The sequence below is a fragment of the Coprococcus phoceensis genome, from assembly GCF_900104635.1.
Taxonomy (GTDB): domain Bacteria; phylum Bacillota; class Clostridia; order Lachnospirales; family Lachnospiraceae; genus Faecalimonas; species Faecalimonas phoceensis.
Genome location: NZ_FNWC01000007.1, coordinates 1,703,636 through 1,726,990 on the forward strand (window position 1 = coordinate 1,703,636; position 23,355 = coordinate 1,726,990).

The window sequence follows — 23,355 nt, forward strand, 5'->3', positions numbered from 1 at the left end:
ACTATATTTTCATTTTCGGGTCCAAAGCATCTCTCAATCCATCTCCAAACAAGTTAATGCTCAAAATTGTTATCAACAGGCATATTCCTGGCGGAAGCCACATCCATGGCTTAGAAGATATAACAGAAACTGACTGTGCTGCATACAACATATTCCCCCAAGATGCTTCTGGAACCTGTACTCCCATTCCTAAAAAGCTAAGTCCCGATTCCTGCAAAACAGCATTTGCAATACCAAAAGTAAACGCAATAATAATTGGAGCAAAAGCGTTGGGCAAAATATAGCGAAACATAATAACAAAATTAGATGTTCCAATAGCTCTCGCCCCTTCTATATAATCTTTTTCTCTGACAGATATAACGCTTCCATATAGTTGCCTGGCAAATCCTGGCCACCCCATTATACCAATCACAACAGTCGCCGATGTTATTGAAGGACCGATCACTGAAACAAGTACTAATACAAATACCATTGATGGAAATGACAGAAAAACATCAGCAATACGCATTATAACTGTTTCCGCTATTCCGCGATAAAACCCTGCTATCATTCCCAGAGGAACTCCGATTGCAAAACTGATCAATACAGAAAAAAATCCAACAAATAAAGAAGTCCTTCCACCATAAATTAATCTCGCAAACAAGTCCCGACCTGTGCTGTCTGTCCCTAATATATGTTCTTTACTAGGGGCGGAACCAAATCCGCTGTAAATTTCATAAGGTTCCAACTTCATAAGTAATGGCAAAAGAAAGAGTAAAACTAATTCTACCAACAACACGCATAAGCCTGCCATAGCCAGTCTGTGTGTGCAAAATCTTTTTATTACATCTTTCATATATGAACTCTTCTGCACTTTATCTACCTCCAATCACCTGGACACCCTTGGATCCAGTACACTATAAAACAAGTCAATCACAATATTTCCTACCAGAACAAATCCTGCAATCAACACAGTAATTCCCATTATTGTTGGATAATCCCTGTAATTAATTGACTGAACCATTAACGTACCCATCCCCGGCCAGCCAAACACCTGTTCTGTAATAATAGTGCCTCCAATCAAAGCCGGAAGTGATAAACCTACTTGTGTAACTAATGGAATCAATGAATTTTTTAGAGCATGTTTAAAAATCACCGTTTTTTCTCTCAGTCCTTTTGCCCGAGCAGTTCTTATGTAGTCATCACTTAACACTTCCAGCATACTGCTTCTCATATATCTCGTATAAACACCTACATATTGAAGCATCAGAGTTATAACCGGAAGAATAATATGGTGTACCAATGTCGCTAAATTTTGTGGTCCCTGCACATCATACATGCCACTTGTTGGCAACCATCCAGCCTTTATGCTAAACACATAAATGAGAATCATAGCCGCAAAAAAATTAGGAGTTGCCGCACCAATAAAAGCAAATACAGACGAGCCATAATCCCATGCAGAATAAGGTTTATATGCCGATATAATCCCTAACGGGATTGCAATAACAAGGGCAATAATAAGGGCTGTAACCGTAAGCATTAATGTCGGACCTATTCTCTCAGCAACCATTCCCGCTACTGGTCGCATTGTTCTATACGACGTCCCAAGGTTACCCGAGAGTACATTTTTCAACCATATGAGATACTGAACATATACCGGCTGATCCAGTCCTAACTGAGCCTCTAACCTTTCCACGTCACTTTCCGTCAAATTACTAGTACTTCCAAGTATCATTTCCACCGGACTCCCCGGAGCCAAAGATGCCAAAACATACACAAGCACTGTTATTCCTAGAAATGTAAGTATGGCAATCAACATTCGTTTAACAATATACTTCGCCATTAATTCTCGACTCCTCCTGTCTTATTATTTTTATACTTATATATTATCGTTTATTATTTAATTTGTCAATATTTTCTTTCATTTACAATTGTTTATTATCGTTTTCAAGCTTTTTAAATCAAAACGGCGTATTCTTGTAAAACTAATTCAACAATACGCCGTTTCATCACTATATTACCCCAAATGCAGAATCCATATAATAAGGGCAAATATATTTACTTAACTTTCCAATTCCAATAATCAAATACAGACGAAGACATGTCGCTTGTATTCATATTGCTGAGTCTATTATTATAAATAACCGTTATGTCCGGTGCATAAAGAAAGTAATAGCATGACGCATCAGCCTGCCATAATTGCAGTTCACTCGTATATTTCTTTTCTTCTTCTTCCGTAAGTGCCGTTGCAATTTTGCTATATAATTCCTGACCTGTTGGATCTGTTACATGTGCAAGGTTATATACCCCCCCTATTGTAAAGAAGTCCTGATTTTCCAACGGATTAGCACCATCACTTGAAGTTTTCATTATTGCAAAATCAGCTTCCTTATCACGCATCATCTGCATCATTGTCGACAAATCTACTGATTGAGCATTTACCTTTACTCCTATTTCCTCCATATCACGTTGAAATAACGTTGCAGTCTGCTCACGAAGACTGTCTCCAGTAACATAAAGAATAAGTAATTCTTGAGAAAAATCAAAATTATTCTCTTCCAAAATCTTTTTCGCTTGTTCTGGATCATACTTATTACTAAAACTTACTTCTGAAATGGCAGGATCATAGTATTTATTATTACTTGCATACATTCCTTCTCTAATTTTTCCTTTTCCATCCAATAATTCTTCAACCATTTCCTCTCTGTTAATAGCCATATCAAATGCCTGGCGTGTGGTTTTATCAAACTTCTCATTATCGACAATAATCCATACCTGACCAGGAGACTCCAAAGACTCCACTGTCAGATAATCCTGTTCTTCAGCCATCGGAATATCTTCCAACGGGAACGACACTCTTCCTCCAGGTACTAAATCAACTTCACCGCTCATTAACGATGCAAGAATATTGGTAGATGAAATACATCTGATCACAAGTTTGTCAAAATCAATATCCCCAAGATAATAATCGGGATTTGTAGTATATACCACGCGTTCTCCTGGCACTGTACTTTCAAACATAAACGGACCATTTCCAACCGGATTGTTCCAAAAATCTGCTTCCATAAATTCCGACGGTTCCAAATCATTCAACATATGCTCCGGCAAAACAAAAAAGTAGGATGCCTGCTTCAAAAACATAGTATCTGACATTGCTTTTTTCAAATTCATTGACACTGTTAAATCATCAATCTTCTCTACCTCAACGCTATCTGTAGATGTCTCTACCCCACTTTCATCTGTTCCCGCAATATTCTGAAAAAACTGTCTTCTGCTTGTCGTAATTTCTGCTTTTGTTATCATCTTACAAGTAAAAACCACATCATCTGCAGTTACAGGCTCGCCGTCCTGCCATTTTGCATCAGGATTCAAATGAAATGTTATAGTCATATAATCATCACTCATTTCCCACGACTCTGCCAACCGTGGATACAAAACTCCTTGTGCACCTACTGCAACCAAATTATCAAACATCTGGTTACAAACTGTATCACCTACCACCCCCGTAGACGAATAAGGATTTAAGCTGTTCCATGTTTGATCATATGCCATTGTTACAACTTTTTCTTCCTGACTCGTATTTGTTTCTTCCAAATCGGTGCTTTCTGTTTTGCTTCCACATGCCGTCAATGCAAGCACAGCCACAATAATCGCACTAATCCATATTCTTTTTTTCGCTTTTTTCATACAGTTCCTCCTTGTCTTTTCGTTTACTTTTGTATGTTTTTATTTTCTATTATTATATATTCGTTTTTGTATATTGTCAACAACTTTCAATAGATAATGATAGTATTTTTAATAAAAACGTGAGCTTATATTACTATTTTTTTGCATTGAAAAGAAAAAAACGACACATATAACAAAGAATCATAATTTATCAAAACAAATCTCAGCAATGTAACAAAATAGCTTTATATATCTTGCACGATCTTTTATTTACCCAATTTATACTTTATGTTATAATTTTATATGTCATATATCATAAAATATGGAGGAAACCATGAACGGAAATGAGAAGTACATTGCCATTTATTCCCGGAAATCAAAGTTTACCGGAAAAGGCGAAAGTATCGGGAATCAGATAGAACTCTGTAAAGAATATATTCAAACTCATTATACTGAAATTCCACAGGATCATATTTTAGTGTATGAGGATGAAGGCTTTTCCGGCGGCAATCTCAACCGGCCGGACTTTAAAAAAATGATGGAAGCTGCAAGGCAGCGTAAGTTCAAAGCGATCATTGTCTACCGCCTGGACCGAATCAGCCGGAATATCAGTGACTTTTCCAGCCTTATTGAAGAATTGTCAAGACTGGACATTGCTTTCATATCTATCCGAGAACAGTTTGATACCGGAACTCCCATGGGACGGGCCATGATGTATATAGCTTCTGTTTTTTCCCAGCTGGAGCGTGAAACCATAGCCGAGCGTATCAGAGATAATATGCATGAACTGGCGAAAACCGGACGATGGCTTGGGGGAACAACTCCCACAGGATATGCCTCAGAATCGGTACAGAAAGTTACCATAGACGGGAAAGCAAAAAAGGCCTGCAAGCTGAAACTGATACCGGAAGAATCAGAAATTGTCCGTCTGATCTACAGCCTGTATATCGAACACGATTCTCTGACTTCTGTAGAAGCAGAATTAATAAAGCGGGGACTTAAAACAAAAAACAATAAACTCTTTACCCGTTTTTCAATCAAGTCTATCTTACAGAATCCGGTTTACATGATCGCGGATGTAAACGCATATAACTTTTTTGTAAAAGAGAACGCAGATCTTAATTCTGCCAAAGATGAATTCGACAGCGTCCATGGCATGATGGTATATAACCGCACCAAACAGGAAAAAGGGAAAGCCGTCACCTATCTTCCGCCCGATGAATGGATTGTTGCGGTAGGTCTGCATCAGGGCATTGTTCCGGGCAAAGTCTGGATTTCTGTACAGGAGTCTCTGGATCGGAATAAAAGTAAGGCATACCGAAAGCCTCGGAATAACGAAGCACTCCTGACCGGTCTTTTATACTGCACCTGCGGCAGCCGTATGTATCCGAAGATCAGCAAGCGAAAAACTGCTGACGGGAAGCCGATATACACTTATGTATGCAAATTAAAAGAGCGCAGCAAACGTTCAATGTGCAACAGTAAAAATGCCAATGGGAACACACTGGATCTGGCTGTGATCGAGCAGATCAAGCTGCTGGAAGATGACAAAGGTTTCTTCATTGACCAGCTGGAACAAAGCCGGAAATTCTATACCGGCAACCGTGCAGCCTATGAAGATCAGCTGGCTTCTATCGGTCATGAGAAAGAAGAACTGGAAAAGAAAATTGAAGGTCTGGTTGATTCCCTGGCCGATTTGGGTGACAGCACGGTTAGGAATCAGGTGGCACGACGCATTGAACAGCTGAATCAGAAATGTGAGGAAACAGACACCCGGATCCATGAACTGGAAGCACTGACTTCCCAGCACACTTTCAGCGATATCGAATTTGACGTCATGCGGCAACTGCTGTCCGTTTTCAAGACAAGCATAGATGAAATGACCGTAGAACAGAAACGTGCGGCGATCCGCACACTCGTCCGCAAAGTTGTATGGGACGGTGTCAACGCCCATATTATCCTCTTCGGGGTGCAGGATGATGAAATTGAATATCCGCCGCTTTCCTATCAAGCAAATGAAGCAGACAGCACAGAAGACGACTTAGAAGAGTTGGAACGGTTCAGTGATGTGGATTATGAAGATGAAATCGCTGACGGCTCAAAAACTCATTGGGGTGAGGATAGCAAACGAGATCTTGATGATGCTGCGCAGCAAAAAGAAAGTATCGAAAGAGATTTCTCTCTATGAACCAATCGGCACAGACCGTGAAGGAAACGAAATACAGCTTTTTGACATCATAGAAGCTGACGATGATGATGCACAGACAAAGGTTGCTCTCAAAGAGGATATTAAAATGCTCTACACAAAAGTTGAATCTGAACTTTCACCTCGCGAGCGGCTTGTTTTGAAAATGCGATACGGTCTCTACGACGAGGAAGAATATACACAGCGGGAAATCGCCGCTCAGCTTGGTATTTCTCGTTCCTATGTGTCTCGTATTGAAAAAAGTGCAATAGAAAAACTGCGGGAATTTTTTTAGAATCCCGCAGTTCTAACTGCCACAATTTCTTATGGTTCACGTCGTCTTAAAATATCATATGCATCCACTTTGATTCCCAAATCCACATACAACACCTGTTTCGGATGCGGTGCACTTTCCTGCTCCTCTCCGTCCTCTGTGAGAATCCGTTTTACAGTGACTTCAACGTTCTCGCCATTTGGCTTCATCACCTCGATCGTCTCTCCGACAGAGAATTTATTTCTCTGTTCAATCCGATAGGTTCCCTCTTTTTCTTCTCCGATAATACCAAGATAGGTATATTCCTTCACATAGGTATTGCTGTCATAGATCTGTGTTGTCTCATCCGGCTTTCCAAAGAAAAATCCGGTAGTAAACTGACGGTATGTGCAATTAGATATCTGTTCCAAATACCATGGCATATTCTCTTCGTAAAGTTTCGGATCTTTTTGATAATCGTCAATTGCCTTACGGTATGTCCTTGCAACAGTCGCCACATAAAGCGCTGTCTTCATACGACCTTCAATTTTCAGGCTGTCAATTCCAGATTCTAAAAGTTCCGGAATATGCTCGATCATGCACAAATCTTTCGAGTTAAAAATATAAGTGCCTCTTTCATTTTCAAATACCGGCATCACTTCGCCCGGTCTTGTCTCCTCTACGATTGAATATTTCCATCGACACGGATGTGTGCATGCTCCTCGGTTCGCATCTCTTCCGACCATAAAATTACTCAGAAGGCAGCGTCCTGAATAAGAAATACACATTGCACCATGTACAAATGTCTCAATCTCCAGATCATCCGGAATATTTGCACGGATCTCTCTGATCTCCTCCAAAGACAATTCTCTCGCTGTAACCACACGGGTTGCGCCAAGCTTATGCCAAAAATTAAATGTACCGTAATTTGTGTTATTCGCCTGCGTGCTGATATGACGCTCTATCTCCGGACAAATCTCGCCCGCAATCTCAAAAATTGCAGGATCTGCGATAATGAGCGCGTCCGGTTTGATTTCTTTCAATTCTTGAAAATATTCCCTCACGCCTTCCAAATCATCATTGTGAGCTAAAATATTTGCAGTCACGTACACTTTCACATCATGCTCATGGGCAAATGCGATTCCCTCCCGCATATCTTCCATCGAAAAGTTCTTTGCTTTTGCCCGAAGTCCAAATGCCTCTCCTCCAATATATACCGCATCGGCTCCAAACATAACTGCTGTTTTCAATACTTCCAGACTGCTTGCCGGAATTAATAATTCAGGATGTCTTGCCATTTTTTATTCCTCTCTTATCTTTGTACTAAGTGCTACTCCATCTCCCAATGGGATAATGGAAGTTTCCAATAATTTATGGTGTTTCAATTCATATAAATATTCTCTCATTCTGCTGTGGATCGTGCGATTTCTGCGTTCTACCGCAAACCGGGACTCAATGATATCTCCTTCTTGCAGCACATTGTCTGACACCAGCACACCTCCATGTTCCAACAGACGAACCACTTCCGGCATATAATAAATGTACTGCCCTTTCGCCGCATCCATAAAAATAAAATCATACGTCTCATCAAGTGATTTTAAGATTTCCAGTGCATCTCCCTCAAGCAGTGTGATCTGTTCTTCTTTTCCTGCTCTTTTAAAGTTCTCGCGGGCGATCGGAATCCGCTTTTCATATTTTTCGATTGTTGTAATCTTACAATCTTCCGAAACATATTCACTCATCAAAAGTGCGGAAAATCCAACTGCTGTTCCGACCTCCAATATCCGCATCGGCTTTTTGATCTGCAAAAGTACTTTCAAAAAGCTCTGCATCTCCTTTCGGATAATCGGCACATAAGTATCGAGCGCTTCTTTCTCTATCGTCTCCAGTATCTCACTGTTTTCCGTCTCCAGCGAATGAATAAACGTCACCATACGTTCATCTACTATCATGTCCCTTACCTTCCTCTATTCATAACGAAACCAAAGACGGAGAAATCATTTTCCCCGTCTTTCTCTCTAATTCTATACATCCATAATAATCGGAAGAATCATAGGTTTTCTCTTTGTCCTCTTCCATATAAATTCATTCATGGTATCACGTATCACAAGCTTAATACGGCTCCAGTCTGCATTCCGGTTCGTCAGACATTTCTCCAGTGCTTCCTGAAGAACTTGTCTTGCCTCTTCCATCAGACTCTCAGATTCTCTCACATACACAAATCCTCTGGATACAATATCCGGTCCTGCAAGAAGCTGATTCGTTCTCTTTTCTAACGTAAGAACAACGATTAAAATACCATCTTCCGCCAGATGCTGACGATCACGTAATACGATATTTCCCACATCTCCAACGCCAAGTCCGTCGACTAAAATTGCTCCGGTGTGTACTTTATCTACAATCTTTGCCTCTTTTTCATCTAATGCAAGCACGTCTCCGGAATGCATGATGAAAATATTTTCTTTCGGAATACCAAGGCTTTCTGCCAATTTTGCATTTGCTTTCAAATGACGATACTCTCCATGTACCGGAATTGCATATTTCGGTTTTAACAGGGAATAGATCAGCTTTAGTTCTTCCTGACAGGCATGTCCTGATACATGGGCATCCTGGAAAATGACATCTGCCCCTTTCTGTGATAATTCATTAATCACACGTGACACTGCCTTTTCATTCCCCGGAATCGGATTAGAACTGAAAATAACGGTATCTCCCGGCTTGATTGTCACTTTTTTATGAATGTCTGCCGCCATACGTGACAATGCAGCCATTGACTCTCCCTGGCTTCCTGTCGTGATCAAAACTGTCTTTTCGTCCGGATAATTTTTCAGCTGGTCAATCTCGATTAATGTCTTGTCCGGAATGTGAAGATATCCAAGCTCTGACGCTGTCGAGATAATATTGACCATACTGCGTCCTTCCACAACTACTTTTCTGTCGTACTTATATGCAGAGTTAATAATCTGCTGTACTCGGTCTACATTGGACGCAAATGTCGCAATAATAATTCTTGTATTACGGTGTTCCGCAAATATCTGATCAAATGTCTTTCCAACTGTCCGCTCAGACATCGTAAATCCCGGTCTCTCTGCATTCGTACTGTCTGACATCATCGCCAAAACACCTTTTTTACCAATCTCTGCAAATCTCTGCAGATCAATGGCATCGCCAAATACCGGTGTGTAATCTACCTTAAAGTCACCTGTGTGTACTACAGTTCCCGCCGGCGAATAAATTGCAAGCGCTGCCGCATCCTGAATACTGTGGTTCGTACGGATAAATTCAATACGAAACTGTCCTAAATTAATCGACTGTCCGTGACGCACTACTTTTCGTCTTGTACTGCGAAGCAGATTATGCTCTTTTAATTTATTTTCAATAATCCCCATTGTCAGCTTTGTCGCATAAATCGGGAGATTCATATCCTTCAATACATACGGAAGAGAGCCAATATGATCCTCATGTCCATGTGTGATAACAAATCCTTTTACTTTTTTAATATTGTCTCTTAAATAAGTGATATCCGGAATCACAAGATCGATTCCAAGCATATCATCTTCCGGGAATGCCAATCCGCAATCCACTACTATAATACTGTCCTCATATTCAAAGGCAGTAATATTCATTCCAATCTGCTCTAATCCGCCGAGTGGAATAATTTTCAATTTTGAGTTACTTTCTTTTTTCAAATTTACACCTCCATGTGTTTTATGTAACTTTTTCTGCACTTTTTTCGGCGCAGTCCTTACATTGTCCATAGAATTTCAATTCGTGGTCTAACACACGGAATCCCGTCATTTTCTCTATGTGATTTTCCAACTCCTCTAAAAGATCATCGTTAAATGACAACACCTTTCCGCAATCTTTGCAAATCAAATGATGATGTGTATGTTTTGATTCTCCATCTACCCGATGCCCAATCTCATACCGTACACAACCGTCATCCAAATTGATCCGATCCACCAATTGCATCTCCAACAACAACTGTACCGTTCTATACACTGTAGCAAGTCCGATATCCGGACATTCCGCTTTTACTAACTTATAAATATCTTCTGCTGCCATATGGATATCCCGATGCTTATCCAATACTTTTAAAACAATCAGTCTCTGATTCGTCACCTTCAATCCCTTGGCTTTTAACATTTCTTTAAACTCTTCCTGGTTAATTGACATAGTGCCCCCTCAAAATGCAGCCATCTGTTACATATCAATATCAATATCTTCTAATAGTTCCTCGAATACTTTCAGCACTCCCATAAGCTCGTTCTCGTCTTCTACTACTTCGTAGAGACTCTCCACATCCTCTGCCGCACTTGTATCCTTTAAAATAAGGCACTCCGCCTCATCTTCTTCGGAATCCGTCACTAAAATATACGAATTTCCATTTACTTTTGTCTGTTCCAACACAAAAAATTCCACTTCATCTTTTGTATCATCAAACACAAATTTAATTTTTTCCATAAACTCTCCTTAAGAATTCTTTCATCCTATTCGTGATTCATGCGAATCGAATCCAAATATCCCTGCAATATAAAAACTGCCGCTATCTTATCCACATATTTTTTCCGGTCTTCGCGTCTTACTTTACTTTCAATCAATGTCCGTTCTGCCTCCAAAGTCGTCAGACGTTCATCCCACATAATAACCGGAAGACCTGTCCGTCTCTCCAGCATTGCTTTTAATTCCAAAGATTTTTCCGCACGATCACCTATTGTATTATTCATATGCTTTGGAAAGCCAAGCACAAGTTTGTCCACTTCGTATTCTTTCACCAATTCTTCAATACGAGCAAGTGTCTGACGTAACTTGTTCTCCGCTTTACGATGAATTGTCTCTATTCCCTGAGCTGTAATTCCCAGCGGGTCGCTTATCGCCACTCCCACGGTCTTTGAGCCGTAATCTAATCCCATCACTCTCATAACTATTTTATTCCCATGAATGATGCTCGATATACGACTTCAGCATCTCTTCTACCAATTCATCTCGTTCCATCTTCATGATCAGACTTCTTGCTCCATTATGGCTCGTAATATAAGTAGGATCTCCAGACATAATATAGCCAACAATCTGATTCACCGGATTGTACCCTTTTTCTCGCAGAGCTTTATACACAATTTCAAGAATCTCTTTTGCCTGAATTTGTGGTGCGTTCCCCACTTGAAAAAATTGTGTGTTACTTAATTCACTCATTTGCTCACGTCCTTTTGTTTACTTCACTTTCTATTTTAATATAATTTTCTGTGAAATTCAATGAATAATTTGTGAATGATTATCAATTTGGATATCTACTAACTTATTCTGCAAATTTGCTTCCGTCTTTAATGCAACTTTCACATACTCTTTTGTATGTCCGACCTGATAGTTTTCTCCGTCGATTTTTATCTGTTCTTCCATCAAAACTTCTACCGTAGTTCCTACAAACTGTTCTTCGTATTTTATTCTCTTTTTTTGACCCAACTCAAGAAGTTCATTACTGCGCGCTGTTTTAATCTGCTCCGGAATCTGGTTGTCCATCACTGCCGCTTTTGTACCTTCCCGCTTTGAATATTTAAAAATATGCGTCTCATAAAAATCCACTTTATCGATAAAGGCTTTTGATTTTTCAAATTCTTCTTCTGTTTCCCCCGGAAATCCTACAATCACATCTGTTGTAAGAGCCGGATGCGCAAAATATTTGCGAAGCAGCATACACTTTTCATAATATTCCTCAGAAGTATATCTTCGATTCATTCGGCGAAGGGTCTCATCGCATCCGCTTTGCAGCGAAAGATGAAAATGCGGACACATCTTTTCAAGACCCGAAATCGTTTTCACAAAATCCTCTGTAATAATCCGTGGTTCCAATGAACCAAGCCGAATTCTTTTAATACCTTCAATCTCATTTACAGCCAAAATCAGAGAAAGTAAATTCTCATTCTCTAAATCCACGCCATAAGAACTCAAGTGAATTCCAGTCAGCACAACTTCCTGATAGCCGTTTGCTGCAAGTTCTGTCACTTCCCGAACCACATCTTCTTTTGCACGGCTTCGCACTCTTCCTCTTGCAAACGGGATGATGCAGTAGGTACAAAACTGATTGCAGCCATCCTGTACTTTGATGTATGCTCTCGTATGTTCTGCTGTTTTATTCAAGTGCATCTCCTCATATTCGTGTGTATGATTAATATCAATTACAGCCTTATTTTGACCTTGTTTTTTCTCATAAAACCCATCCAGAATCTGAATCAGATCTTTCTTTTTATTATTTCCGATAACGATATCAATACTCTCGTCAATTTCTCCGCTTGCTTCTTTTGCCTGCACATAGCATCCAGCTGCAACTACAATTGCATCCGGATTCATCTTTTTTGCACGATGGAGCATCTGACGGGACTTTCTGTCCGCCATGTTAGTCACTGTGCATGTATTGATAATATACACATCCGCGCCTTCTTTAAACGGCACAATCTCATATCCATTTTCTTCCAAAAGCTGTTGCATCGCTTCCGTCTCATATGCATTTACTTTACATCCCAAATTATGTAATGCTGCTCTTTTCATATTCTTTTCCTTTCTCTCTATATATGTTTAATCTGCCGAAAATGTTACGGTTTTCTTTGGCAATTTATTTCTTGACTTTTGTGTCCATCCATTTTAAGATAGTCATAGAACAAAACAAAATTCAAGGAGGTTTTTTCTAATGAAAACAGTAGATATTTCTTTAAATTCAATCGACAAAGTAAAATCATTTGTAAATGATATCAGCAAATTTGATTCTGATTTTGATCTTGTATCTGGAAGATATGTTATCGACGCAAAATCGATTATGGGAATCTTTAGCTTAGATTTATCCAAACCGATCACATTAAACATTCACGCTGATAACGCTAACTTAGATACTATCATGGAAGTATTATCTGCATACACAGTATAATAATCGGATTGAAAAGATGCTCCGCCTTTGGCGGGGCATCTTTTTTTACAGCAGTTCCGTTATTTCAAACTTTCATGCCAGAACTGCTGCATTTTATCTAAGGTTTGACAACAATTGTCTCCACTGTATTTATCGCAGTCTCAAATAATTCATCAATCTTCTCCGCTAGATTTTCTTCTGAGCGTCTAATGATATTAATGTTCGGTTTTGTCACCGGATGTTTTGCGACAAAAATTGTACAGCAGTCTTCAAACGGTAAGATTGAAGTCTCAAATGTATCAATTTTTTCTGCAATTTCTACAATTTCCTGTTTATCAAATCCAATAACCGGACGATATACCGGAAGAGTGCACACATCGTTTGTCGCAGCAAGACTCTGCATTGTCTGACTCGCCACTTGTCCAATACTTTCTCCCGTGATCAGCCCTAAACATCCGCTCTCTTTTGCGAAATGCTCTGCGATTCGCATCATATATCTTCTCATAATAATCGTCAGCTCATCATGCGGGCACTTTTCATAAATATACAACTGAATATCTGTAAAGTTGACAATATTCAGCTTGATCGGTCCTGAATATTTTGATACCAGTTTTGCCAGATCTACTACTTTTTGTTTTGCACGTTCACTTGTATACGGCGGTGCATGGAAATATGTCGCCTCCAGCGCAACTCCACGTTTTGATACCATATAGCCTGCCACCGGACTGTCTATACCGCCTGACAATAGCAACATCGCTTTCCCGTTTGTTCCAACCGGCATTCCTCCCGGTCCTGGAATAATCTCAGAATAGATATAAATCTTCTCTCGAATCTCTACATTTAATTTAATCGCTGGTTTGTGCACATCGACACGAATCTCCGGAAACGCATCTAAGATTGCTTCTCCCAAATCACAGTTAATCTCCATAGAATTCTTCGGATAGCTTTTCTTTCCACGTCTCGCTTCCACTTTGAATGTCGTATTTTTATCCGGATACATCTTATCCATGTAATCTACAACTTCTCTTTTCAGTTCCTCAAATCCTTTGTCTTCCACATGAACAACCGGACAAATCCCAACGATTCCAAACACTCTTTTCAGTGCATCTACCGTCTCCTCATAGTCATAATATCCTTCACAGTCTACATAAATTCTGCCCTGTGATTTGTGAATGTGAAATTCTCCTTCCACATCCTGAAGGGAGAACTTCATCTGTCTGATCAATGCATCTTCAAACAGATAACGGTTCTTTCCCTTGATTCCAATTTCTCCATATTTTATCAAAAAAGCCTGAAACATCATACGTTTATTTTCCTCTCTTTTGTCTTGTTCCATCATTTCTTAGTGTCTTGTATACTTTCTAAGCATCGGTACACAATTATATAGTGTTTCCAATGTATAGTCAATTTCTTCTTTTGTTGTAAATTCAGAAAAACTAAATCGAAGTGTCGCGTCCAAATATTCTGTTCCCGCTCCAATTCCTTTTAGTACACCGCTGATTGCCGGATGATTTGATGCACATGCAGATCCGGAAGATACATAAATTCCTTTCTCTTCCAACGTATGCAATAGTACCTCGCTTCGAATTCCCGCAAATCCCACACTGACAATATGCGGCGCGCTTGTCTCATCGGTTCGTCCGTGAATCGTCGTGTTCTCAATCTTTGCAATTCCTTCTATAAAGTAGTTCTTAAGCGACCTCATCGTCTCCACTTTTTGTTCCAGATTGGTATAAATCTCTTTTGCCGCAGCGCCGAGTCCGGCAATTCCCGGAACATTCTCCGTACCGGAGCGGACATTTTTCTGCTGTTCGCCACCAAATACAATTGGTTTAATCTTTACTTTTTCATTGATGTAAAGCGCTCCGATTCCTTTTGGTCCGTGGATTTTATGTCCGCTCACCGACATCATATCCACTCCGATTCTCTTTGGAAAAATACGGTATTTCCCAAATCCCTGAACCGCATCCACATGGAACAGAATGTTTTTATTATAATTCTTCACAATCTGCACTGCTTCCTCGATCGGCTGCACGGAACCAACCTCATTATTCACATACATGACAGACACGAGAATAGTATCCTCGCAAAGCGCCTCTTTCAATGCATCCAAACGGATTCTGCCATCCTTATCCACCGGCAGGAATGTCACTCGAAATCCTTCTTCCTCCTCCAGATAATGCATCGTATTTAAGATTGCCGGATGTTCGATAGAAGATGTGATCAGATGTTTTCCCGCTCTGTGATTGGCTCTTGCACAACCAATCAGAGCCAGATTGTCACTCTCTGTCCCTCCGGAAGTAAAGTAAATCTCTTTCTCCTGCACTTTTAAAAGCTTCGCCAATGTCTCTTTTGACTCTTTTATATATTTTTCTGCATCTACTCCCTTTTTGTGCATTGAAGACGGATTGCCGTAATCTTCACACATTACTTTTCCTACAATCTCTCTGACACTCTCATAACATTTTGTAGTTGCAGAATTGTCCAAATAAACTTCCATGATCTTCTCCTGTTTTTCTTTCTTACTATATAAGTTATGTCATCACTCTTCCAAGTGATACATCAAAATTGACAGTGTCGTAAGACCTGCTGTCTCCGTTCTCAGAATCCGCTTGCCAAGTGTGATGGCTCTCGCTCCATTTGCAATGGCATCCTCTACTTCCTGTGTCTCAAATCCACCTTCCGGTCCAATAAAAATACCGACGGATTGTCCTCTTTTGATTTCCTCTATCACCTGCTTTGTCTCTTTCATTCCCTCTGCAAGTTCATACGGAATGAGAAGGATATCCAGTCCCCTCGCATATGTCAGAGCATCTTTATAAGACATCACATTTGTCACTTTCGGGATTACGTTGCGCCCGGACTGCTTTGCTCCGCTTTCCGCAATTCCTCTCCAGCGCTCCACTTTCTTTAACGCCTTTTTCTCGTCGAGCTTTACAACCGCACGTTTTGTTGCGACCGGTATAATCTCATACGCTCCAAGTTCCACCGCTTTTTGTACAATCAATTCCATCTTATCGCTTTTCGGAAGTCCCTGAAAAAGATATATTTTTGACGGTAACTCCGTATCCACCTGCTGTTCTTCTACAATCCGGACACAGACCTGTTGCGCCGTCATTGACTCAATCTCACAGAGATACTTTCGGTTGTTTCCGTCACTGACTTTTAACGCTTCGCCCACTTTCATACGGAGCACATTTTTAATATGATTCACATCCAGACCTTCTATATAGATATGATCCTCTTTCACCTGCATAGGTGTTACAAAAAACTGATGCATAATGATTCTCCTAATTTTTTCTTGCCGTCACGGATACCCATTCGCCCTGATATGTCACTTCCAGAACTTCAAGTCCTGCTTCTTTCACTGCCTCCACGACTGTCTCTTCTTTTGCATCGATAATTCCACTTGTGATATAAATTCCGCCTGTCTTTAACTGATGTAAGATAACAGGTGTAAGCGGAACTAACACATCTGCAAGAATATTCGCCACGACAATATCATATTTTTCATATCCGACTTTGTCCTGCACCTCTTTGTCATCGATGATATTTCCGATCATGACCTCATACTGATCTTTTGTAATTCCGTTTACTTCCATGTTCTCATAAGTCGCATCGATAGCACATGGATCCAAATCCGTTCCAACCGAATATTTTGCCCCGAATTTTAAGGCGAGCATTCCAAGAATCCCGCTTCCGCATCCTACATCTAAAATTGTCGTATCCGGTGTCACGTATTTGCGGATCTGGCGGATACAAAGTTGTGTTGTCTCATGCATTCCTGTTCCAAACGCAGTCCCCGGATCGATGTGAATGATCATCTTATCCTCATCCTCCGGTTTCACCTCTTCCCACGACGGAATGATGAGCACATCATCCACATAAAATTGGTGGAAGTACTGTTTCCAATTGTTGACCCAATCCACATCTTCAGTCTGTGATTCTTCAATGGTACACGCCCCCACATTCGTATATGCCCGCATCTCTTCCAATTCTTTTTTTACATTCGCAAGAACTTCTTCTTTGTCCTCGTCCTCTTCCAGATAAAAACTAATGTACGCAACACCGTCATCTGCTTCAATCTCCGGAAGGATATCCACAAACATCTGCTCTTTATCAGACTGTGTCAACGGAATCTTGTCCTCAATCTCAATGCCCTGAATTCCAAGATCCATCAGCATACTGCTGACGATATCTTCGCTTTCTGTCGTTGTTTTCAATCTAAATTTATTCCATTTCATTTTCTGTTCACCTCTTCTTAATCTTTTAAAAGTATAACAAATATTCTAAAAAAACGCAACGAAAAGGGATTCTGATTATCCCAAGAATCCCAAATGCTCCAACAATATTTTGACTCCCATCAGAATCAGAATGATCCCTCCTGCAAGCTCTGCTTTTGATTTGTACTTTGCCCCGAAGATATTCCCGATCTTCACACCTGCCACCGAGATGATAAATGTAGTCACTCCGATAAAGCTGACTGCCGGCACGATTTTCACCTGAAGAAATGCAAATGTCACTCCGACTGCCAACGCATCAATGCTCGTCGCAACCGCAAGCCCTATCATCGTCTTCACATCCAAAGCTTCGCTCGCCGTCTCGCATTCCTCTTCCCTTGACTCTCGCACCATATTAAATCCGATAATCCCAAGAAGGATGAACGCAATCCAGTGGTCGATTGATGTGATAAAGTCTTTAAACTGCACGCCCAAAACATATCCGATCAACGGCATTCCAGCCTGAAACACTCCAAAATACAGACCTACGATCCCCGCTTTCGTCCACGTACATTTTTTCATTGCCAGCCCCTTACAGACTGCAACCGCAAATGCATCCATCGACAATCCTACCGCAATTAAAAATAATTCTACAATACCCATTTCCCTTTTCTCCTTTTCGTTTCCTTGCAATTACTCCAAACAAAAAGACCTACCCGTAGCCTTATATCTACGGATAAGTCTCATTATTTAAAGTAATGCCAGACAGTCAAACTGCCAGTATGTTGACAATACTACGTAATTACGCCAACTACTCCCTTATCGTCTCTGAACATTATAGGAAGTCTCACTGCACTTGTCAAGCCTATAAATCAACAGAAATGGTCTGTTTTTCTACGTGATGTTTCTTCGCATATCCTGTCAGCATCAATGTCAGCGCTCCATCACCGGTTACATTGCAGGCTGTTCCAAAGCTGTCCTGCAGTGCAAAAATCGTAAGCATCAGCGCCGTTCCTGTCTCGTCAAACCCAAGCACTCCCGTGATCAATCCAAGAGATGCCATCACTGTTCCTCCCGGAACTCCCGGCGCTCCGATTGCAAATACACCAAGCAGTACACAGAATAACAGCATTATCCCAAACGACGGAATATTCCCATATAAGATTTTTGACACTGTCATCACAAAGAAAACTTCTGTCAGAACCGAGCCACACAGGTGGATATTGGCAAACAGCGGAACCCCGAAATCTACCATGTCATCACGAAGTGATTCTGATTTTTTTGCACAGCGAAGCGCCACTGCGAGCGTCGCTGCCGAAGACATTGTTCCAACCGCCGTAATATATGCAGGTCCATAGTTTTTTACAACTGTCCACGGATTTTCTCCTGAATAAATCCCTGCCAGCACATACAACAATGCCATCCAGATAAAATGACCGATCATAACAATCAGCACAACCTGAATAAATACCGGAAGCTGTTTTGTAATCGTTCCTTCATATGACAATGCACAGAAAGTAAATCCGATAAAAATCGGAAGAATCGGAATGACAATTTTTGTGACGATATCCAGCACAATTTTTTGAAATTCCTCCAAAACAGTCGTGATTGTCTTTGCTTTTGTCCATGTCGCCGCAAGTCCAATCAACACAGAAAATACGAGCGCACTCATAACCGGCATAATCTGAGGAATATCAAGCTGGAATACGATTTTCGGAAGCTCTTTTAACCCCTCTACATTTGCATCAATGGACAAATGCGGAATCAGACCATATCCTGCCGCCATCGAAAACAACGCTGCGCCAAGCGACGAAACATATGCCAGCACCAGAGCTATACCAAGCATTTTGGACGCGTTGTTCCCAAGCTTTGTAATAGACGGAGCGATAAATCCGATGATGATCAAAGGAACACAGAAATTGATCACCTGATTCAGAATATACTTGATCGTAACCACAACATTCATAACACCTTCATTTGCCACCTGTCCGACTAAAATGCCGATCACAACTCCAAGAACAAGTTTAAAAGGCAGGCTTCCAACTATTTTTTTCATAAACGCTTTCCCCTTTTCATTTCTTTTCTCATTCTTTATTCTATTCACCAACCATGATTTTGATGATTTCTTCGTTGGTCTCTTTCATTCCCTGTTTTCCGAGACGTCCCACATTCTGAATCGTCTCCTCCACTCCTCTTGTGACAATTCCGTCACCGCCATAGAACTGTTGTCCTCGTTTATACATATTATAGCCTAAAATCCCGGCATCCACCGCAGATGCAATCTTCGCTGCGCAAGACGCCTTCGCACCGTCACAGACAATCCCAGAGACAATTGCAAGTGCATTGACAACTGTGTGAATCACTTCTTCATAACCTCCTCCACAGAGATATGCAATTCCCGCACCTGCTCCTGCTCCTGCGCTGACTGCTCCACAGTATGCAGAAAGACGTCCGATTCCTGTCTTTTGGTGGATTGTAACAAGATTTGACAAAGCAAGCGCACGGTACAAGGTATCTTCATCCGCATCGAACTCTTTGGCATATTCAATGACAGGAATAGATGAAGTCATTCCCTGATTGCCGCTTCCTGAATTGATGATCACCGGAAGTTCACATCCGTTCATTCTTGCATCAGAGCCTGCCGCCGCCTTTGCCTTTGCTCTTGTACGAATGTCATCTCCATACGTATCCAAAAGCACACTTCCAATGTTGGCGCCGTAATCTCCTCTCAGGCCTTCCTCCGCAATTGCCGTATTATATGCAATCTGTCTGTCTAACGTCTCTTTTATATCTTTCACATCTACAGTCATCGCAAAATCCCAGATATCTTTCATATTCAAAAGATTTCGATCTGTCAATCCCTCTTCCTTTTCTCCCTCGACCGCTATTTCATAGAGCACTTCTCCATCTTTTTCCATCAGCACAATATTCGTGTGATAATTCGCAATTCTGACTTTCGCATAAGAGCTTCCTTTGTAAACTGACACGATGATATCAAATGTAATTCCATTGTCTGCATGTACAACTTTGATATCCGCCGTCTGCAAAAACTGTTTCATCTGCTCAATCTCTGACTCTGTCACCTGTGCAATCACTTCCAGTTCTTTCTCCGCTCTTCCCGCAATAATTCCCGCTGTGGCAGCCGCCGGAATTCCTTTCAGATGATTTGTGTTTGGCACAATGACGCTTTTTACATTTTTGATGATACTTCCACTTGCTTCAATCACAACCTTATCCGGAATACTCCCCAGTATTTCTCTTGCTTTCGCCGCGGCATATGCAAGTGCAATCGGCTCTGTACACCCCATTGCCGGGACCAGCTCCTCTTTCAAAATCTGAACGTACGCGCCATACTTTACATCTTCTTTTTTCATAGGTACTTTACCCTCCTTTTTTAATAAACATCTCTTTATTTTCTAATAGGATACCACATTTTCTCTGCGGTGGTCAAATACTGTCCCCACTGAAAACAGCACCATAATTTCATGTGCGATAAGCGGAAATGCGGACAAAATAATAAGCTGAATCCACTCTCCCATCGTCAAAGCTGCCGTTCCAAAAATCTCCACCATATAAGGGATCTCCGTCACCAGTATCTGAAGCCCAAACCCTGCGAAAAATGCAGCTATCATCAATTTGTTTGCACTATGATCCATACAAAATACAGACTTATGCACATCCCGCATTCCGACTGCATGAAAAAGCTGTGATAAGCCGAGCACGGTAAACGCATATGTCTGTGCCCGATTTAAGATTTCCGGAGATTTCAGTACAATTATCAGGTTTTCTAAGCTTACAACTGCGTTTCTTTCAGTCAGCACTTCCAGTGGCAGCTTTAAAAATGCAGTCAGACTGATTCCTGCAATCAGCACTCCATAAAACAATGTGCAAGAAAGTCCTCCGTTTGCAAACAAACTTTCCTGCACCTTTCTCGGAGGTCTTCTCATCAAACTCTTTTTATCGTTTTCATCAACGCCCAAAGCCAATGCCGGCAGCGAATCCGTGATCAGATTAATCCATAAAATATGGCTTGCCTTTAACGGAGACGCAAGTCCGCACAAAATAGACAGAAACATGGTGATAATCTCTCCAAAGTTGGAAGACAGCAAAAACAAAATGGATTTCCGGATATTTTCATAGATTCCTCTTCCCTCTTCAATCGCCTTTTCGATTGTCGCAAAATTATCGTCAGTCAAAATCATATCGGATGCATTCTTCGCCACATCTGTTCCTGTCTCTCCCATGGCAATGCCGATATCTGCCGCTTTCAGAGACGGTGCATCATTGACCCCGTCCCCTGTCATTGCCACAATCTTCCCGGAAGCTTTTAAGCCTTTTATGATCTGCACCTTATGTTCCGGTGCCACACGGGCAAACACTTTTGTCTGTCTTAGTTTTCTTTGCAATTCACCGGCAGACAACCGCTCTAATTCTTCTCCCGTCATACACTCACTCATTTTGTTCGCAATTCCAAGTTGCTTTGCAATGGCAAATGCTGTATCAACATGGTCTCCTGTGATCATGATTGTATCTACCGATGCCTCCCGAAACGTGCGAACCGCCTCTTTTGCCTCCGGTCGCGCCGGGTCTATCATTCCCGTAAGACCAAGAAATGTAAGCCCCTCCTCTTTTGGCATCGTCACATTCGGGCACATGGCAATAGCCAAAACCCGAAGCGCCTGCGCCGACATCTCTTCCATTGCGATCATGATCTGCCTCTTATGTATGTCGGTAAGCGGTATCCGTTTCTGGTTGATCAGAATATGTGTACATTTGGAAATCACCCGGTCTGCCGCCCCTTTTGTATAAGAAATCTTTCCATGTCGGCTTTGATGAAGTGTCGTCATCATTTTCCGTTTGGAATCAAAGGATACCTCATCGATTCTTGGCATGTCTGTCTGAAGTTCTTTTCGATTCAAATGATGTGCTTCTGCAAAATCTACTAATGCCAGTTCGGTTGGATCGCCAATTCGCTCTGTCTCAGAAACCGCCGCATCATTACACAACACACAGCACTCCAAAAATTCACGGTTTTTTCTTGCATCTGCTTCGCCTGCATCACACATATGCTGATCTACATAGCATGCTGTGACTGACATCTTATTCTGTGTCAGCGTTCCGGTCTTGTCCGAGCAGACAACACCGACTGCCCCCAGCGTCTCCACGGAAGGAAGCTTTCGCACAATCGTATGGACCTTTACCATCTTTGAGACACTCAGCGCCAGCACGATTGTCACCACAGCCGGAAGACCTTCCGGCACTGCTGCCACGGCGAGCGATATCGCTGTAATAAGCATATCCGCTATATCTCGCTTCTGTATCACAGCAATCGCAAACAAAGCCGCACAAAGAACCACAGCCACAATACTCAGCAGCTTTCCAAGATCCCCAAGCCTTTTTTGAAGCGGCGTAAGTTCCTGCGGAGCCTCGTCAATCATCGCTGCGATTTTCCCAATCTCTGTATCCATTCCTACTGCAGTGACAATCCCTGTTCCTCTTCCATATGTGACCACAGTAGACATATATGCCATGTTTTTCCGGTCACCGACCGGACATGTTTGATTTGCCTGAAACAAAGCATCCTTTTCCACCGGAAGTGACTCCCCTGTTAATGCAGACTCTTCCACCTTCATGCTGACGGTTTCCAGCAGACGAAGATCCGCCGGAATCTGCCTTCCCGCATCCAAGTATACAATATCACCCACAACCAGTTCTGAGGATAAAACCTCCCTTTTTCTTCCTTCACGTTTTACGATAGCTTTTGGAATCGTGAGCCCTTTGAGCGCTTCCAAAGCTTTTTGCGCTTTTCCTTCCTGAATGACGCCGACAACTGCATTTACTGTGACTACAACAAGAATGATCATCGCATCACTTACTTCGTGAAGCAGCAACGAAATAATTACCGCCACAAGCAGTACATAGATCAGCGGATCGTTCAACTGCTCAAAAAATGCTTCCGCCACAGATTTTTTCTTTCCTTCTTTCAGTTCATTTTTCCCATTTTGTTCCAGTCTTTTTCTTGCTTCCGCCTCGCTTAATCCATTGCCCGCACTGCTATGCAGCTCTAGAATCGTCTCCTTTGCCGACTTTTGCTCAAACATACATTTCCTCCTCGCATTTTGATTTCTCACAGCTATGATCGGCTGTTTTACTACTG

At 41.4% G+C, this 23,355-nt stretch carries 21 protein-coding genes and 1 pseudogene; 3 read left to right on the forward strand and 19 right to left on the reverse strand.

Annotation, left to right across the window (positions count from 1 at the left end):
* Nucleotide 1: 1 nt before the first annotated feature.
* The 3 genes from BQ5364_RS12125 to BQ5364_RS12135 form a co-directional block, all read right to left on the reverse strand.
* Complete coding sequence (locus BQ5364_RS12125; protein ID WP_071144760.1) at nt 2-835, reverse strand: ABC transporter permease; 834 nt, start codon at nt 833-835, stop codon at nt 2-4.
* Between the two features lie 33 nt (nt 836-868).
* Nucleotides 869-1,822 (reverse strand): ABC transporter permease, encoded by a 954-nt coding sequence (locus tag BQ5364_RS12130; protein ID WP_071144386.1) that lies wholly within the window; start codon nt 1,820-1,822, stop codon nt 869-871.
* Between the two features lie 215 nt (nt 1,823-2,037).
* Nucleotides 2,038-3,666: an ABC transporter substrate-binding protein gene (locus tag BQ5364_RS12135; protein ID WP_071144387.1), complete on the reverse strand. Its 1,629-nt coding sequence runs from the start codon at nt 3,664-3,666 to the stop codon at nt 2,038-2,040.
* Nucleotides 3,667-3,979: 313 nt separating this feature from the next.
* Here BQ5364_RS12135 and BQ5364_RS12140 point away from each other — a divergent pair, with 313 nt between their 5' ends.
* Nucleotides 3,980-5,833, forward strand: coding sequence for a recombinase family protein (locus BQ5364_RS12140; RefSeq protein ID WP_071144388.1), 1,854 nt, complete (start codon nt 3,980-3,982; stop codon nt 5,831-5,833).
* Nucleotides 5,766-6,125: pseudogene (locus BQ5364_RS12145) on the forward strand (sigma-70 family RNA polymerase sigma factor); the annotation flags it as partial. The gene BQ5364_RS12140 and the pseudogene BQ5364_RS12145, both read left to right, overlap by 68 nt.
* Before the next feature lie 29 nt (nt 6,126-6,154).
* On the opposite strand, the gene BQ5364_RS12150 reads toward BQ5364_RS12145, so the two are convergent.
* The 8 genes from BQ5364_RS12150 to mtaB all read right to left on the reverse strand — a co-directional run bounded on the left by BQ5364_RS12150 (nt 6,155) and on the right by mtaB (nt 12,626).
* Nucleotides 6,155-7,381 (reverse strand): peptidase U32 family protein, encoded by a 1,227-nt coding sequence (locus BQ5364_RS12150; protein ID WP_004611394.1) that lies wholly within the window; start codon nt 7,379-7,381, stop codon nt 6,155-6,157.
* A gap of 3 nt (nt 7,382-7,384) precedes the next feature.
* The gene (locus BQ5364_RS12155; RefSeq protein ID WP_004611395.1) at nt 7,385-8,035 is read right to left on the reverse strand and encodes an O-methyltransferase; all 651 of its coding nucleotides are present in this window, start codon (nt 8,033-8,035) and stop codon (nt 7,385-7,387) included.
* Between the two features lie 72 nt (nt 8,036-8,107).
* A complete protein-coding gene (locus tag BQ5364_RS12160) occupies nt 8,108-9,772 on the reverse strand; it encodes a ribonuclease J (protein ID WP_022250599.1) in 1,665 nt (554 codons plus the stop codon).
* A 19-nt stretch (nt 9,773-9,791) separates the two neighbouring features.
* Nucleotides 9,792-10,259, reverse strand: coding sequence for a Fur family transcriptional regulator (locus BQ5364_RS12165; protein WP_004611397.1), 468 nt, complete (start codon nt 10,257-10,259; stop codon nt 9,792-9,794).
* A gap of 27 nt (nt 10,260-10,286) precedes the next feature.
* Nucleotides 10,287-10,547: a DUF1292 domain-containing protein gene (locus tag BQ5364_RS12170; protein ID WP_004611398.1), complete on the reverse strand. Its 261-nt coding sequence runs from the start codon at nt 10,545-10,547 to the stop codon at nt 10,287-10,289.
* 26 nt (nt 10,548-10,573) lie between these two features.
* Nucleotides 10,574-11,005, reverse strand: a complete 432-nt coding sequence (ruvX, locus tag BQ5364_RS12175) for a Holliday junction resolvase RuvX (protein ID WP_004611399.1) — start codon at nt 11,003-11,005, stop codon at nt 10,574-10,576.
* Nucleotides 11,006-11,012: 7 nt separating this feature from the next.
* Complete coding sequence (locus BQ5364_RS12180; RefSeq protein WP_004611400.1) at nt 11,013-11,276, reverse strand: IreB family regulatory phosphoprotein; 264 nt, start codon at nt 11,274-11,276, stop codon at nt 11,013-11,015.
* 57 nt (nt 11,277-11,333) lie between these two features.
* Nucleotides 11,334-12,626 carry a tRNA (N(6)-L-threonylcarbamoyladenosine(37)-C(2))-methylthiotransferase MtaB gene (gene mtaB / locus BQ5364_RS12185; protein ID WP_004611401.1) on the reverse strand — a complete coding sequence of 431 codons (1,293 nt, stop codon included), beginning with the start codon at nt 12,624-12,626 and terminating at the stop codon, nt 11,334-11,336.
* 139 nt (nt 12,627-12,765) lie between these two features.
* On the opposite strand from mtaB, the gene BQ5364_RS12190 reads away from it, so the two are divergent.
* Nucleotides 12,766-12,999 carry an HPr family phosphocarrier protein gene (locus BQ5364_RS12190; RefSeq protein ID WP_004611402.1) on the forward strand — a complete coding sequence of 78 codons (234 nt, stop codon included), beginning with the start codon at nt 12,766-12,768 and terminating at the stop codon, nt 12,997-12,999.
* A 97-nt stretch (nt 13,000-13,096) separates the two neighbouring features.
* On the opposite strand, the gene thiI is transcribed toward BQ5364_RS12190, so the two are convergent.
* The 8 genes from thiI to BQ5364_RS12230 all read right to left on the reverse strand — a co-directional run bounded on the left by thiI (nt 13,097) and on the right by BQ5364_RS12230 (nt 23,299).
* Nucleotides 13,097-14,281, reverse strand: a complete 1,185-nt coding sequence (gene thiI / locus BQ5364_RS12195; RefSeq protein ID WP_022250598.1) for a tRNA uracil 4-sulfurtransferase ThiI — start codon at nt 14,279-14,281, stop codon at nt 13,097-13,099.
* Between the two features lie 39 nt (nt 14,282-14,320).
* Complete coding sequence (locus BQ5364_RS12200; RefSeq protein WP_004611404.1) at nt 14,321-15,478, reverse strand: cysteine desulfurase family protein; 1,158 nt, start codon at nt 15,476-15,478, stop codon at nt 14,321-14,323.
* 42 nt (nt 15,479-15,520) lie between these two features.
* Nucleotides 15,521-16,258 (reverse strand): 16S rRNA (uracil(1498)-N(3))-methyltransferase, encoded by a 738-nt coding sequence (locus BQ5364_RS12205; protein WP_004611405.1) that lies wholly within the window; start codon nt 16,256-16,258, stop codon nt 15,521-15,523.
* A gap of 10 nt (nt 16,259-16,268) precedes the next feature.
* A complete protein-coding gene (gene prmA / locus BQ5364_RS12210; protein WP_004611406.1) occupies nt 16,269-17,222 on the reverse strand; it encodes a 50S ribosomal protein L11 methyltransferase in 954 nt (317 codons plus the stop codon).
* Between the two features lie 75 nt (nt 17,223-17,297).
* Complete coding sequence (locus BQ5364_RS12215; RefSeq protein ID WP_022250596.1) at nt 17,298-17,861, reverse strand: manganese efflux pump MntP; 564 nt, start codon at nt 17,859-17,861, stop codon at nt 17,298-17,300.
* A 202-nt stretch (nt 17,862-18,063) separates the two neighbouring features.
* On the reverse strand, nt 18,064-19,254 hold the full coding sequence (locus tag BQ5364_RS12220; protein WP_022250595.1) for a dicarboxylate/amino acid:cation symporter: 1,191 nt from the start codon (nt 19,252-19,254) through the stop codon (nt 18,064-18,066).
* 40 nt (nt 19,255-19,294) lie between these two features.
* Entirely contained in the window at nt 19,295-20,572 is a 1,278-nt protein-coding gene (locus BQ5364_RS12225; RefSeq protein WP_004611409.1) for an L-cysteine desulfidase family protein, read from the reverse strand.
* Between the two features lie 42 nt (nt 20,573-20,614).
* On the reverse strand, nt 20,615-23,299 hold the full coding sequence (locus BQ5364_RS12230; protein WP_022250593.1) for a cation-translocating P-type ATPase: 2,685 nt from the start codon (nt 23,297-23,299) through the stop codon (nt 20,615-20,617).
* Between the last annotated feature and the right edge of the window lie 56 nt (nt 23,300-23,355).